The 15,362-nt window shown below is 59.3% G+C and carries 10 protein-coding genes; 2 read left to right on the top strand and 8 right to left on the bottom strand.

Annotated elements, in window-relative coordinates:
- Positions 1–8: 8 nt before the first annotated feature.
- On the bottom strand, positions 9–638 hold the full coding sequence (locus tag G3T37_RS05880) for a uracil-DNA glycosylase (RefSeq protein WP_206673788.1): 630 nt from the start codon (positions 636–638) through the stop codon (positions 9–11).
- 755 nt (positions 639–1,393) lie between these two features.
- Here G3T37_RS05880 and G3T37_RS05885 point away from each other — a divergent pair.
- Positions 1,394–1,555: a hypothetical protein gene (locus G3T37_RS05885; RefSeq protein ID WP_163472484.1), complete on the top strand. Its 162-nt coding sequence runs from the start codon at positions 1,394–1,396 to the stop codon at positions 1,553–1,555.
- Here the strand turns inward: G3T37_RS05885 and istB are convergent.
- The 4 genes from istB to G3T37_RS05905 are packed head-to-tail and all read right to left on the bottom strand — an operon-like array spanning position 1,530 to position 6,060.
- Entirely contained in the window at positions 1,530–2,321 is a 792-nt protein-coding gene (istB, locus tag G3T37_RS05890; protein WP_163472485.1) for an IS21-like element helper ATPase IstB, read from the bottom strand. The two genes, G3T37_RS05885 and istB, sit on opposite strands and share 26 nt — an antisense overlap.
- Positions 2,321–3,526 (bottom strand): IS21 family transposase, encoded by a 1,206-nt coding sequence (istA, locus tag G3T37_RS05895; RefSeq protein ID WP_163472486.1) that lies wholly within the window; start codon positions 3,524–3,526, stop codon positions 2,321–2,323. Before istA ends, istB begins: the two co-directional genes overlap by 1 nt.
- Positions 3,527–3,580: 54 nt before the next feature.
- Positions 3,581–3,898 (bottom strand): hypothetical protein, encoded by a 318-nt coding sequence (locus G3T37_RS05900; RefSeq protein WP_163472487.1) that lies wholly within the window; start codon positions 3,896–3,898, stop codon positions 3,581–3,583.
- Positions 3,899–3,945: 47 nt separating this feature from the next.
- The gene (locus G3T37_RS05905; protein WP_163472488.1) at positions 3,946–6,060 is read right to left on the bottom strand and encodes a KAP family P-loop NTPase fold protein; all 2,115 of its coding nucleotides are present in this window, start codon (positions 6,058–6,060) and stop codon (positions 3,946–3,948) included.
- Between the two features lie 555 nt (positions 6,061–6,615).
- On the opposite strand from G3T37_RS05905, the gene G3T37_RS15375 reads away from it, so the two are divergent.
- Positions 6,616–6,744, top strand: a complete 129-nt coding sequence (locus tag G3T37_RS15375) for a hypothetical protein (RefSeq protein ID WP_163472489.1) — start codon at positions 6,616–6,618, stop codon at positions 6,742–6,744.
- On the opposite strand, the gene G3T37_RS05915 is transcribed toward G3T37_RS15375, so the two are convergent.
- From G3T37_RS05915 to G3T37_RS05925, 3 genes are all read right to left on the bottom strand, one after another.
- The gene (locus G3T37_RS05915) at positions 6,697–7,461 is read right to left on the bottom strand and encodes a hypothetical protein (protein ID WP_163472490.1); all 765 of its coding nucleotides are present in this window, start codon (positions 7,459–7,461) and stop codon (positions 6,697–6,699) included. The genes G3T37_RS15375 and G3T37_RS05915 overlap by 48 nt on opposite strands.
- A gap of 282 nt (positions 7,462–7,743) precedes the next feature.
- The gene (locus G3T37_RS05920; protein ID WP_163472491.1) at positions 7,744–8,196 is read right to left on the bottom strand and encodes a hypothetical protein; all 453 of its coding nucleotides are present in this window, start codon (positions 8,194–8,196) and stop codon (positions 7,744–7,746) included.
- A 91-nt stretch (positions 8,197–8,287) separates the two neighbouring features.
- The gene (locus tag G3T37_RS05925) at positions 8,288–15,154 is read right to left on the bottom strand and encodes an RHS repeat-associated core domain-containing protein (RefSeq protein ID WP_163472492.1); all 6,867 of its coding nucleotides are present in this window, start codon (positions 15,152–15,154) and stop codon (positions 8,288–8,290) included.
- Positions 15,155–15,362 lie beyond the last annotated feature (208 nt).

A 15,362-nucleotide genomic window follows, 5' to 3' on the forward strand; every position in this document is an offset into this window, starting at 1 on the left:
GGCGAGCGCTACCCCCGCCCCTGACGAACTAGCTCGCGGACCTCAGCGAACGCCGATTCCTGGTGGGCGACGCGTCGGGCGCGCTCGACACAATCTGGAGTAAATAGCGCCTGACGACCCGGGTGAATTGTCGCCACTACCCGCACGCCCCGCTCCTCAATAGGGGCGGGCAATCGTCGGGCCGCCCGCTTCCATCCGGCCTCTGCGTCGCGGCCTTGGAGGAGAATTACACGCAACTCCGGCAGCAGCTCGAGCAGCTCGACGATGACCTCCGCGCCAGCTTCGAGCTCCGCCGCCGACGGCGCCCGGTTCACATACCAGGGGTACGCATTCCAAGGGAGCACCTGCCTAGGTCTGATCCCGGCAGACTCGAACAGGACCATCTGCCGTTCGGCGGTCGGGTCGTCGTTTTCAACGGCGAGAAACCCGGACCCGACTCCGGCCTGGGTCGCCGGGCCCGGATCGCGGAGGATCGAGAGAACCTGCGCGTCGATCCCGCCGTGCAGTGGGGCTACGTACGGCGCCCACCCTCGGCCGTCCCGGTCGCGGATCGAGTCGACCAAGACGTTGATCGGGGCGATGTGACTAGCGGTAAGAGCGGACACTTCCTGCTCAACGCGGAAGTCCGGGTCCGCCATTTTTCGAGACATATCCCTGACGGTAGTGGACTTTGGCGACGTCAGCTCAGGCTTAGTGTGCCGATAACGATCAAGGTGACCGTGCCCACGACGAGAATCGGGAACGCCATCACCGCGGCGCAGACGCCGACACCTCTTAGCGACCTGAACGAGTTGGGACGCTGAGCAGATCCATTTCTCGGCATCGCAAGTGAACTCGCGGACCCTCTTAGGATGATCCCTGCTCCTGTGGGCAAATATTGGGCAAATCGGCGATCAGGGCTGTTATTTACCGCTCAAATTGAGCCGCCGACCAGCACTTTTACTTCACTCAGAAGGTGCGCCTGCTGGGACGGTACTTGAATTTAAAAACAGAGGTGCAAGCGATATTCGACCTCTGTCAGCGGGCGGTTTCGTCGCGTGTTCAACGCGACTCCCCCACCTCTGTTCGTGGTCCAGCTCGTCTCACCCAGCAGCAAAACGACATAATCGTCAGCCTATATAAGGAAGGACGACGCGCTGTCGCCATAGCCCGGGAGGTCGGAACGACAGAGTGGACGGTGCATCATCGACTCAATCGATTAGGTGTCGAGCGCCGGCCGTCGGGGCTGACACCATCGCAGCTCAAAGAGGCCGTCCGCCTTCACGATGATGGCGTGCCAATCACGGTGTTAGTGAAGCGATACGGCCGGTCGTGGAAGACGATCGACAAGGAGCTTCGGCTTGCGCGAGGTCATTGATCTCGCCGCTTGTAGTTGAGGAGAATCTGCGCCATCTTGGCTGGATTCATCGCCGGGTTGATCTCGCTCACGACGAAGATCCGCTTCTCTGCGTTCTTCGCGATGCGTGTCGACGACGCTCGAAAACTAGGCCATTTCGACGTGCGAGAACTGGGCCACTGGTTTGTGTTGTTTAGTCTGCCGGATCTGGTGTCCTGATGCTGGGGAGGCTGTCGATTCCGCGGCCGCGGAGCCGGTAGCTGGCGCCTTTGAGTGTGAGGACGTCGGCGTGGTGAACGATCCGGTCGATCATCGCGGCGGCGACGGCTTGGTCTCCGAAGACGCCGCCCCAGCCACTGAACGGCAGGTTCGAGGTCAGGATCAGCGAGGCGTGCTCATAGCGGGACGAGACGAGTTGGAAGAACAGGTTCGCGGCGTCTTGCTCGAATGGCAGGTAGCCGACCTCGTCGACGATGATCAGCCCGTAACGTCGTAACCGGGCGAGTTCTTTCGGGAGGTTGCCTTGGCGGTGGGCGTCGGTGAGGCGGGTGACCCAGTCGGTCGCGGTCGCGAACAACACCCGGTGTCCGTGTCGGGCGGCGACGATGCCGAGCGCGGTCGCGAGGTGTGTTTTTCCGGTTCCGGGCGGGCCGAGGAGAACGACGTTCTGCGCTTCCAGGAGGAACCCGCCGGAGGCGAGCTGGGCGATCTGCTGGCGGTCGGTCGGTTGTGCATCCCAATCGAAGTCCTCGAGGGTCTTCCGGGCCGGGAACCCGGCGGCTTTGATCCGCAGTTCCGCGCCGGAGGCGTTGCGGGCGCTCACTTCGCGTTCGAGGACGGCGGCGAGGTAGTCCTCGAACGACCAGCCGGCATCCCTGGCCTGGTCCGCCAGTCGGGCAGCGGCATCCGTGATCCGGGGCGCTTTCAGCGCGGCAGCAAGATAGGTGATCTGCTTGACAGACTCGGTGTTCTTGGCGGGGGCCATCACGCGACCCCCTCGATCCCGAACGCCCGATCGTAGTCCGCAAGGTCCCGAGCCAGATCATCGCCGACCCTGACGGGACGCGGCAGCTGGAACTGCTGCCGCAACCGTTTCGCCGTCTCCAAGTGCGCGGGGTCCGTGATCGTGGATCCGCGCGCCCAGACCCTCTCGTGGTCGGCGACCAATCGCCCATCCATTCGAACCCGAACTCTGTCCAGATCCGCAGTCACATCGACGAACCGGCCGATCGCGGCGGGGTCGACAGAGTAGTCGCTGGCATCGAGGCGGACGTAGTAGTCCCGGCCGAGACGAACCCGCTCCCGCCAACCCAGCTGCAGGGGAATCGGCGGCAACGGCAGCATCCGATCCCGGTCATGGCCGATCAGATCGATCGGGCGCGCCTTGATCGTGCGCACCACCCTCGCGTTTGCTCGCTCCAACCACTCGGCGAGCTGCGCATTGAAGTCCGCGGGCGAGGTGAAGGTCCGGCCGGGCATGAACGAGGTCTCGAACCAGCCGTTGCGGCGCTCCACGATCCCTTTCGATTCCGGATCATAGGGGCGCAACTGCACCACCCTGGTCGCGAGCGTCCCGGCGAACGACGCGACGCCCTGCGCGAGGCGCCCTTTCTGCCCGATCCCGGCCTCGTTGTCCCAGATCAGCCGACGCGGGACCGCTCGAAACTGCTGGATCAGCTCCCACGACCCCAGCAGCAGGTCCTCCGTCTTCCGAGACGGGATCATCCTCGCCGTCACGAACCTCGAGTGCGCCGCGACGATCACCAGCACCGGCAACAGAGCGGTCGTTCCATCCTCCAGCGGGATCCTGAATGGCGGGAACCACAGATCGCACTGCGCCGCATCACCGGCCTCCCAGCTGAGGCGATCCGCCGGGTCGACCGGTCGATGCTCCGGTCTGAGGCGTCTGACGTTGTCACGGAACCACGTGATCGACCCCGACCACTCGACCCGCTCCGCGATCACCGTCGCCGGCATCGACGGATGCTCCGCCAGCAACGCCCGAACCCGCGACTCGAACGGCGAGAACGACGTCGGCCGCGCAGGTCGCTCATACTTCGGCGGCCGGACCGAACTCACCGCTGCAGCCACCGTTGCGCGCGCAATACCGAGATCCCGTGCCACTTGACGCTGCGGAACACCATCCGCAACAAGCCGCCTGATCAACGCCCAATCTTCCAAGGAGATCACCCATCCAATCTGGTCTGGATGGCCTAGTTTTCGAGCGTCGATTTGGCCTAGTTCTCAAGCAACGCCGACAATGCGCGGACGTGGCGTCTCGGCAACCTGAGCTTGATACGTCTCAAGGGCCTTGCTCGCTACCCAAAGCTTCGACAGCGCCCGGCCAGCACGTTGCCGGAGCGACGGGTCATGAGCCGAGATGTCTTCCCGATGAGCGATCAGCTGGGCGTCAGTGAGCTTCTCACTCGGTGCGAAATAGGCGAAGAGTGCCCATTGCTCGGTCGCGGTCAATAGAAGGAACGCACGTTTGGATTCATCGCGCCAATGATCACGGACTTGGTGACACCGCAATAGATAGGACTGGTCGGTGAGTCTCGCCATAGAGACGAGTCAATATGAGCCGTCCAAGATGTTTCGTCAAGCCACGACTAGTCGTCATCGCCATCGCGATCACCATCGCCCCAACTATCGGGACGCCAGCCATCGAGGTACTTGTCCAGCAACGCCAGTATTGGGGCATCAGGTTTTGCCTTGCGCACTATTTCGATGCCACGCTTCAGGGTGGCTTCATCTCCAAATAGCGTCACCAAGATGTCCCAGGGCAACACATCGACGGAACGGACGGGCCCACCATCACCATGCCACGAGCGGTTTGCGCTCTTGCCAGAGCTGAATACCGACTCGAGCAGTGCCGCCTTCTTGATTTTGGCGAGAGGTGCAACGTCTGGTCGGAGTTGATTTACGAAGAGGTAGGCCCTTAACAGGCTGGTTTCTTTCTCGGGATGCTTGGGTGGCGTTGCTAGCAGTCCATCGATGAACGCATTTTCGATCTCCTCCGCAAACTTTTCAGAGACGAGTTTGTGACCAACACCCTGGCGATACCCGACCATGTGGATCAGAGTGAATCGACCGGAAACAGTCTTGACCTTGGCTAAGACCTCTGTCGTTGCCTTCTCCCGGTCGGTCTCATTCTCGAGTCGCCGGAACAGCCGCAACACGACGCGGGTGACCGCGAGGTCGGGCGTCATGATGTCTAGGAATCCAGGATTCGGATTCGGCTCAATCTCTGGAAGCAGATTGAGGAGCGCGACTGATGTGGGTACTACGTCTTCGGGTCGATATTCCGGCTCGTACGCTTCGAGTCCTTGGATGACATCTAGGAGCTCACCTCTTGGCACTCCACGAAGCAGCTTTGTAAGCGCAGTCTCATCGTCGAAAACTTCGGATGCTTCTTCAGCTGTCCGGAACTCTCGTAGTCCACTTGGGATTACACGGTCGAAGTAGAGCGATAGATAGTGGGATGTGGCAAGACGATGATCTCGGCGCCACTTGTTTTCGTCGTGTATTCCATAGCCCCAGTTGCTGATGTGCTGTCGTCCGGCAGGAAATACCTGTTCGATCAATGCAGTGAGTATCGGCTTAAAGTGGTTGTCTGCGAGCTTGAAAAGTTCGTCGTAGCGGGCCTTTATCTCAGTCTTGTTATCTTTCAGACCGGAGTGCCCAATTGAAGTGAGTTCCCCACGCATGTCGGCGAGTTCGAAATAGATCTCCGGTCTAAATACCCGGATCGCTTCCATCGCGATGAGATCCACGACGCTGACCTGCTTGCCAAGCGATCGGATTGTTGTCCGTGCAGAGACGGCGAACCTCGTCACATCGCGAATGTTGTGAAGCAAGGGCTCGATGACTTCGAAGTAGATGTGATTCCAACGCTCTTGGTCGAAATAGCGCGGGTCGTCCAGATCCCCCAGAATGCGATTAAGCTCTGCAAAGATGTGACTCCGGAGGAGCTCGACGGGAATCTGAGGCACGTCGTAGCTCAAGAGAACAATCTTCTCGAGGTAGGACCGTCCGGTCACACCGTCAACGGATAAGGCTTGCTCGACACGGCCGCGGTCGAAAGCCAATAGATAAATTAGGTTCGGAAAGCTTGCCGTCAGGCGAACAAGCTTGAACATGTCGCGAATCTCATCGGATGACAACCGGTCGATGTCGTCGACAACCACGACAATCGGGTGTTCGAGTTGAGATAGCGCGTCGGAGACCTTTTGCCGTTCAGTTCGACTACCCTGCCGGCGGGTTTTTCGCCACGCGACGATCGTTCCAAAAGCTTTTCGAGTGCGATCCCACCAGCCCCCAACCCACGGGATGATGGCAAGCGGCGCGAGCACATCTGCGTACTCGTCGATTTTCTGTGCGACCTCGTCGAAGCCGGGCTCCTTCTTAATGCGCAGCTCAGCGGAGAGTTCAAGGAAGAAGAACTCAGCGAGCTGCTGTGTTCCAGAGAACATCCAAGGATTGAACTCGACAATCGTCAGTGCTGGTTCCTTGGCAAACTCCTCGCCCATCAAGTTGATAAATGAACTCTTGCCATGACCCCACGGCCCTAAGACACCAACCACGAGCCCTTTCCTCGCGTCGAGCTCACGAATAGTCTTGGCAAAGTCCTGGGCGGCATGTGCCCGGCCCAAAACATCCTGAGAAGAGTGCTCGATTGGGACATCGAGCGGAATCTGTTCGTAAGGAGTGTCTTCGTTTGCCATTAGATCGTATATTTCCTCACTTATCTTACTCCTCCGTGCTTCAGCGGTACATCGCACAGAGGTCGCCGTTGGACTAGATCGTCCCAAGATCGTGTACCAGTGCCTAAATACCAGCTAAGACTAGAACCCCGCAGCAGGAGTAGCCGACGCGTCGCTAATGGATGCCATTGGAGCTCGAGAAACGCAAAGAGGCCATGCTCGGTACATCGTGACCTCTGTCGAATAATGTTCCATTACATGGAATAATGCTCATATCTGATGCGCTAGCTGGGACGGTAATCGAATTCAAAACCAGAGGTAGAAGCGATTTCCGACCTCTGTCAGCAGGCGATGAATTCGTGGGTTCAGCGCGACGGCCTCACCTCTCTTCGTGGCCCAGCCCGCCTCACCAAGCAGGAGAACGACGCGATCGTCAGCCTCTAAAAGCAAGGACGACGTGCTGTCGACATAGCTCGAGACGTTGGAGCTACGGAGTGGACAGTTCATCGTCGGCGCAATCGACTAGGGGTTGAGCGCCGCCAATCTGGGTTAACGCCTGATCAGATCAACGAGGCAGTGCGGCTCCACGATGGTGGCGCGCCAATCACGGAGCTGATGAAACAGTACGGACGATCCCGGAAGACTATCAAGAAGCACCTACGTACAGTCGGCCCCCTCCTTGAGACCTCCGTGTTGGATGAATAGAGCAAACGTTCCAGGGTTCTTGACGTTGCAGACCTCGCGCTTTTGAACTTCCCGAGTTTTGACGATCTCCACCTGACGGTCCACGGTCAGTACGGTTGTCCATTCGGTCGTTGATTCGAGCACGTAGACGGTCTGTTGTTTGTGCTGCACGGTCGTTATTTGCTCCAGGGGGAGCCACATATTGCTGGGCGTGATCAAGAAGACCAGAAGGCCCGAGAAGATAGGAATGATCGCGTCGGACTTGTCGACACGGCGTCTGCTGGCGGTGTTGCGATGATTCTTTCGCCAAGCACGGCGAGCGAGGAAGAAGAGAAGCGCGATCAAGCCGAGCGACGCGAGAGTGACAAACACAGTCCAACTGACGGTGTAGCCAATTATCAGGAGAGCTGCTGGCATGAGCAAGTCGAAAACAAGGCGGTGGCCGGCCAGAACTTCGTGGGCCCATCGACGAGCGGCCGGGTTCAGCAGGGCCATGATTGCAACGATCGTGATCAAGCTCGGAATGATCAAGACCATGGTTCCGATAAGCACCGCAGCGATATTGACGGTTTGAAGCAACACCAGGAAGAGTGCCGTGTCTCCGCCCGAGTAGATCCAAATACGCACGGCAGCGGCCGTGATTGGGAAAAGGGCGATAACCAGCGCAGTGCTCGCCCGAAAACGGCCAATTGGGCTGGTCGGCCCTTCTTCTGAGTTGCTTGGCTCTGTCATCACCACCCGTTATCAGCCAGGTCAAAATCGCTTGCGGGCACTAGCCTGATCCCCTCCTCTTGACCTGGATAGATCGGTCCCGCCTCATGTAGTTGAGAAGGATCTCGGCCCCCTCGGCCGGATGCACATCCGAGTTCACCTATCGGCTTACACAAGGTTTCCGAAGAGACGGGTCTGGCTTCGATGATTTCTGAGCCGGTGCGGAGCCGTCGAGAAGTTTCTCGCGCTTCGCGACTCGTCCGCAGCTCTTGCGGTGACGCAGCAAGGGATACGTCCGCGAGCTCAACCTTACTTAGCATCCGACTCGTTCCTAAACGCATCCGGATGAAGCTGCAACCACTGTTGAGTCAACGTCGGTCGTGTCACGAGTAGGTGTGCTTCTGCCTCGGTGCGTTTAGGGTCAATTCGGAGAACAATCTCCGCCTGCTCGGCGAGCATCCTGTTGCGCTTGAAGACTGCGACTCGAAGGAGCGCGTATCCGACTACGACAACGACTGCTCCTGTAATCATTCCCGCCAGAGCGGCATCTAGAGACTGCTCCGCTAATCCCAAAGTGATTGCAAGGCCAAACCCGATGACACACCCGATCCACATCACGAGAGTTGCGATCATCATTCGAACGAGTTGCCGACGCTGTCTGCCCGCATAGTCGGCGCCTATCAAGCCTGACCAGGTTTCATAAAATGTGCGAACTGCGTCCTTGGGATGCAGAAACATGCTAAAGCGTGTCATCTTCGTCATTCGTCAATTGTCGGGTCCTGATGCGTCCGGCCGTGCGATTGCGGCAATAGTGAGGAGGACAGCATATTGTGTCTCCCCCGTGGTGCGGTGCCTAGCGCGTGTCGCAGTAGATGCCGCCAACTTCTCCAGGCACGGCTGCGATGCCCATCCCGATGCCGCCGACGGTGGACACAGCACGGGTCCCAATCGTCACGCGGCGCCCAGCCGTACCCCCAATTACCTCGCCGATGCGTTCCGATTCAGCACCGCCAACATCAAGGAGGGCACCAGCGCATGCTCCTCTGTCGCGGGCAATCGCACACTGAGCCACGTCGATTCCCTTCGACCCCGCATCCGCAATGGCTTTGACTTTCTCGGCCGCGGCTGCAGCGTTGGCTGCGCGCGACGCAGCCGCTGCCGCGTCAGCAGCCTCGGTTGCTCCCGCGGCCGCATCCGCTCCTTCCACCGCCAAGCTCGCGGCTAAGTCAGCACCCAGTGCTGCTTCAGCACCCACCGCGCCCGCATCAAGAATAAGACCGATGCCTGTCGCACCGAGCGCGATCATCGCCAGGCCCAAACCAACTAAGCCGACCACTTTCCATGTATCTTCAGTGCTCCACAGGCCAAGCGGGTCAACGTTGGTCAGCGGATTGTTGTTCGCATAAGTGAATGCAGATAGTGTCTCGCCCACCATGGCATCAACGGAGAGAAAAAGCGCAGTGGCCGGGTCGTAATACCGGGCTCGAAGGTAAATGAACCCCGTCTCATCATCGACATACTGACCATTGAACTGAAGACTGGTTGAGCGGGCTCCGCTGTGGGAGGCGACGGCACCCCATGCGGAGTAAGCGTATCTCCCTACTACAGCTCCTGCCAAGTCAAGAAGTGCCGCGGTAGACCCGTGAGCATCTGCGAAAATCCACGACGGCGACGAGGCCCCGCTTACGGAAGTCTGCTCGATTGGAGCGCCCGACGGTCCGTAGAGGTAGTTTGATGTTCCATCTGTCAATAACTCCGGCACCACCGCCCCCTCACTCCAAGTGAAGTGGGTCGTTGTGCCGCCTGCCGTCTTCGCTGATCGCAGCCCGTCGCCGTTGTACACATAGTTTGCGGTGGTTGCGCCTGAAATGCCCGCTAACTCTCCCGCACCATTCCACGTGTAATTGGTCGCGACTCCGGCCGACGGTGTCATGCTCGTTCGCTCGCCGTCGTAGTTCGAACCGTAGAGATTCGCCCCTGGCGTGGGTGACGAACATGTGGGGTTCGCCGGAGTGCCGGTGCTGGTCCAGCACAGTCGATCAGCGGTGTCGAATACCTGGGTGACGGCTCCAACCTTCGTGGGATTTCCTGCGGAATCGAAGGTGTTTGTGATGGTGGCTCCGCTGACAACTGATGCCGCCAACTGATTGTTCGAATCATAGGTAAAGCTCATGCTGCCTCCGAGCGCCCCGTTCGACGGGGTGACACTTGTCTCGTTGCCGACGTTGTCCCGCCCGTATGCGAAAGCGTCCAGCGCAGTGGAGCCATTTGCGAGTGCTGTCGACGTTTCTTGCGATGCATCGTTGTAGGCGGTCGCGACACTGTCGCCGTTCGGGTAGGTGGTGGTCACCTGTCTTCCGTCCGCGTCATAACCAAACGAGGTGATTCGTGCCGCCGGGTCTTTGACAGCGCTCAGTTGGTTCAAGTTGTTGAAAGTGCGAATGACAGTGTTCCCTGTGCCCGGGTACGTGATCGAGGTCTGGTTCCCATCCGCGTCGTATCCGTAGCCGACGGTTGATCCGTTGCCATTCGTGAAGGATATGAGTTCGCCGAAGCTGTCGTAAGTGTAGGAGCTGGTGCCGCTAGCGTCGGTCATGGAAGTCCGCCTGCCGCCGTTGTCGTAGGTAAAACTGACGCTCGGAGCGACAAGCGTTCCCGAGTAAGTAATCGCAGACTCTTGTCTCGCCGCGTCGAAAGTCGCGTGTGCGATGGTGCCGTTGGGATCAGTGACGGTGGTGCGATTTCCGACCGTGTCGTAGCCATATTGAGTGATCTTGCCGTCTGGGTCGGTGCTGGAGACCAAGCGGCCGAGCGCGTCGTAGGCGTACGACGTGGCGTGAGCACCATAGTCTGTCGTGCTGGCTAGAGTGCCGTCGCCGTTGTAGATGTTGGTGGTTACCCCTGTCGGTTTCGAAGAAGAGACCAGCCGGTCGTCGTTGTCGTAGACGTTCGTCGTCGTGTGAGAATTCGCATCCGTACTCGTCAACACGTTGCCGTCGGCATCGTAAGTGTTGCTCGAACGATGCCCCAGCGGGTCGATTGATTGCGTGAGACGCCCGAGCATGTCGTAAGCGAAGGTGGTGCAGCCCGTCGCCGGCGGCACGCAGGCCGTCGTCGTGCCCGCTGCGACCCCTCGCGGAGAGACGATCGCAATTCGAAGGCCACGGGACGTGTTGTAGCCATATTTTGTGACGTGGCTCGCGGAGTCTGTTTGGGAGGTTAGGTCGCCGCTCGCGTCAAACGAATAGCTCGTCACGTTGCCGTTGAAATCGACCGTCGTGGTGGGGTCGGCGGGGTGCGCGGCATCAGTGTGAGTGATTGAAGCCTTGCGCATCGTCGTAGGGCTGGGGTTGCTCGTGGAGCTTTCCGCGGTTTGCCCTGGCAGTGCGATCGCCTCGGAGGTCTCAGCTCCAGCCGTGTTGTACGTCAAAGTTCGTTGAAGCAGATCTGGAGTGGTTTCCTGCAACAGGTGGCCGGAGCCGTCATATAGCGACTGAGTGGTTCGGCCCAGTTCGTCGCTGGAGGAGATCCGATCACCGTTGTCGTCGTACGAGAACGTACGGATCGAGCCATCCGGGTTCGTTTGACTCGCGACACCCAGGGTTAGCGGGTCGTACGTATAAGACCAAGTCGCTGCGCCGGTGGTTCCGTAGCCCTTGGTTTCGGAAGTCATGAGTCCATTTGCGTATGTTTGCAGGTCCTTATGTCCGGCCGCATCGGTGACCAGGACTTGGCCCGCGGCGATTCCAGTCGCGCTGTCGGGGCCGTACAAAATAGTCATGCGGCTTCCCATGGGGTCAGTCTGCGAAGTTACGCGTTCGGATGCGTCATAAACCATCGTGGTTACCGGCGTGGGAGTGCCAGTCTTGCCATAATTTGCTGGCGTTCGGAACGAGGTCATCAGACCAACATTGGTATATGAGTATTGCGCGTGATCGTCGTCAGAATTGACTCCAGCGACGCGGGTGGTGCCGACCCCATATACATTCGTGAGCTGGCCGAGTGCATTGAAGCTGTAGTCGACCTCTTGCCCACCAGACGTCGTTACTTTAGTAACGCGCCCGCTTGTCCAAGTAAATGTGTAGATCCTGCCGCCAGGATCGGTGACCGTGTGGAGATTTCCTGATCCGTCATACGCGAGCGTCTGGCCATATTTCGGAGAAGCAAAGTAGCCAGGCTGGTCATATTCGGCTAACAAATGTCCAGATGCGGTGTCGAAAGTGAAGACGGACCCTCCGCGGCGGGTATATATATAGGTCGTTCCAGATTTGGTCAATGCCACGGCAAACCTGGGCAATTGCGGCGTATAAGTGGTACCCGAGAGAGTGAATGACACTCGGGAACCATCCTCTTGGAGAACGGTGACGGATCCCGTGCTGGCATTTGTAGTTGTCGACATCCCATAGGAGTACGACCATCCCGGACCAAATGCACCAGAGACCGAATTCGATCCAGACGGCCCGGCTGGATCCGCGACGGCGGAACCATATGAACGAGTGACCGCAAATGGAAGACCACGCCCGGGAGTGGAGAGGTCAGTGGTGCTCTGCGCGAAATAGCCAGTACTCAAGTCGACTGGATCACCCGCCGTGCGAGCGCCACAACCACAATTCACCCATGCGGGGTTTGAACCGAGAGGAGCATCAACAACTGCTTTCGGTCCCCCAATCGGGACACCCGGGGTGCCACCCATGGGGACGAACGCGACCGCATCGAAAGCAACGTCAAAGACGCCAGGAGTCATGTTGCTCGCGTTTGTGAGTGACACCGAACCGCCGGGACCCATTGCGAAGGTGCCGATAGTCACCCATTGCTCTGACCCCCAATCCTGGTTCACGCGCACGTTTGAAACGGCACCGCCGCTACCCGGATACACGGAATAGACCACGTCCGACGCGACCGCGCCAGTCGCAGGCAAGTGAATCTTGACCTTGTAGTACTGGGTGCTGGGAAGACTTGGAGTCCAGGTGCCTTTGTTGATCAGAGACGAACTCGCCGCCGGCTCGGTGTGGGTGAAGTAAGCGTGCCCACCCAGGCCAGCGCCGAGCTGATGGATGTCAATGTTGCCGATTGGGTCGCCCGACGTATTGGTGCCGGGGGTAAGCGTGAAGCTACCGCCGCTGGTCCATGCCGAGCCGGAGCATCCTTGAAGGTTGTCAACTGGGGCAGAGAGGTCATCAACGATGATCGACCCGGAAGGAATCACGGATGTGTCGATCGTGCAAGTCGCCGTTACCGGTCGCGACGCCGGTGGCGTGTACGTCGGTTCGGTACTCCCCGCGACCGCCGTGTAACTACTCGTCGCACAGGTTGTTGCGCAGCTAGCGACCCAAGTTACCGGCAAATGCCACCAGCACTCGTAGTCAACAAGCCCGCAGTTATTTGCATATGTCCCCGTATTCGAGCAAACGTTGGACGAGGTGCAAAACGTTCCGAAAGGAGGCACCTGCAACCAGGAGGACCCACCGTGATAATCGGGCGGGGTGAAGGCGGTGTAGCTGTATCTCACTAGTGGGGAGCCCATCCAGCCCAGAATGCGTTCCTGGTAGGGCCAGCTCGAGGGATGCGCCGCATCGCCATAGCTGTATTCGAGGTAGTTGAGACGCGCGGGGTTGTAGCTCGGGTTGGCCGGGTTATTCGACCAGCCGAGGCCCCATGTGCCGTCAGGTCCGGTGCAGGTCGGGCTCGGAGTGCAGCCCGTCGTGTTCCCATACGCGGCGGTCGGTTGGACTCCGGTGTTATATGCCCACGCTGCGAAATACCAGTTCTCGAGGTATCGGGGGTCGCCGCCGTTCGCAGTGACACCTGCGTCATACAATTGATTCCAGGTCTTCTCGAGAATTTGGAGGCCCGCTGCCACGTTTTCCTGGTAGTCGACGGCGACTTTCATCTGGCCGTGGTAGCTGAGCGAAGTGTCGGTTGCGTGCATGCCGGTCGTTAGCTGCGAAAGCCCATACCCGCAGTCCGCCGACGGATAGTTGATCGAGGTAATGGTGCCCCCAGATCCGTAGTAGTCGGCGATCAGAGGGTCGCCAGCGATACCCGGCAAGGCGTGCCATGAAGCTTGGTTGTAGTTGCTCTCCTGGCTTACGATCGCTTCCATCACGGATCGTGGCACTGATGCCCAAGTGTCCGAGCTCGGGTGGTGCAAGCTGATAGGAGGGAAGTCACCGCTTGGCTGGTAGGACACCAAGCCCATATTGTCGAAGTTTGCGGGACGGGTCGAAGACGCGCCTATTAGTAAGCCTTGCTCCGCCATCTCGATCGCCCAACTCACCTGGGCATTGCCGGGCTGCAGCGCCTGAAGTGTGGGATTCAGTCGGGGAATAGCACACGTTGGGGTTGTTGCCCCGGAGGACAGCGCCGGAGTCGCGTGGAAGGTGGAGGCGAGCTGGAGGGTCGCCGCGGCGGTAGCTGGCCCGGTACGGGTCGTTGACTTTGCCCTTTCATTTGGCGCAATATTCGAATTTTCAACGCCTGGTTGCGGGCCGATGCCCGCGAGCGCGACGTCGGTGTGGTCCGCGAACTCGGGACTGGTCGTGAAGTTGGACTTTGTCATCCGATGAGTCTGAGTAGATTCGGTGAGGCCCACATCAGAGTCCGTGGTGGAAGGCTCGAGAACGACATCGTGCTTCGCGGACTGAATCTTTGACCGGACGGATGGACCGAACGCCGTCGTCCCCTGGAGGGACAGGACCGACGGCCCGAGCGGCAGCTGATCCACAACCAGAGGACGCACGTGCGGGTTTGCGAGCACGTCGTCGTACCCGACTACGAAGTTGCGGCCAGCACCACCTGCGAATAGCTGCATCCGACTCGCTTGGCCCGTCGCGATCAATGCGTTTTTACCGCCGCCGAGGTGCCATAGTGACGACGTTGATTGTCCACTCTTGGTGAGGTAGTCGACGCCACCGTCACTCGACGAACGAAGTCCGTAGGCAAGGCCAGAGGTATGCGCTAAGACAACTCGCACCTTCGCAGGCGATGCGTTCGTCCCGCCGGCCGCTAGTGCAACAAGACTGTTTCCCTCCACACCGACAGTGCGGTTCCCAACTTGTGCCGCCGACGTAATTTGTCCACTCACGATCGAGTCAGACACTTTATTCCCGGAGGACAAATCGAAGCGCAAGACTTCAGTCACTTGTTGCCGTGCGCCCAGGCTGGCGGTGAAATCTGCCGAGCCATCAAGTCCGCAACTGGGAGAGAAGTAGAACGACCCGACGCCGGCCGCGAGCGCGGTCACCCGTCGCTTCGCAACATTGATCGAGTAGGCATATGCACCGGCGAAGCGTTGTTCGGCGACGTTCTCGCCTGACCCTGGCAAGATCGCGACCGCCACATACTTGCCATCCGGCGAGAGACACTGGTAGCCGTACCAGTTCTGTTCATCCAAGTTTGCGGGCTTGATCACCGCTAGATCAGACCAAGCAAATCCGCTGCCCTCAGTCGCGATTCGGACGTGGTAGCCGGCAGCGTCTCCCACCCCGTCGACAGCGATGTCAGGCTCGCCGGAGTGAACTGAAGAACTGGCGTTGGTGCTCCGAGCAGCCACGGTCCTTATCGGCGCGGTCCGCGTGCCTCCAGCCGCGGAAGCCGGCGTCGCCGAAAGTGTCGCGCTGAAGAGGGCCAAGGCCAGAATGATCGATAGGCCCCTACGCACGCCAATGACTGGCGAATCCAGGTGGAGCAGCTTTCTCCTCGCAACGAAGGGATGATCCATCGGCTGTCCTTTCGGGCGTGAGGTTGACTCAAACGTCATCCTCTAGGAAAGCTCACCCTGGCAGCGGAAGTACAGGTTTGTATAGTCCTCATTTGGGTGGACACACACATCTACGAAGCACCTCGCGCTCTCGATGAAGCTCAACCTCCCAGAGCCGCATGGCCCGTGCTCTGAATAACTGTGCCGTGCCGAAAGGATCCGTCCTGGC

This window comes from Galbitalea soli (assembly GCF_010686725.1).
Taxonomy (GTDB): Bacteria; Actinomycetota; Actinomycetes; order Actinomycetales; family Microbacteriaceae; genus Galbitalea; species Galbitalea soli.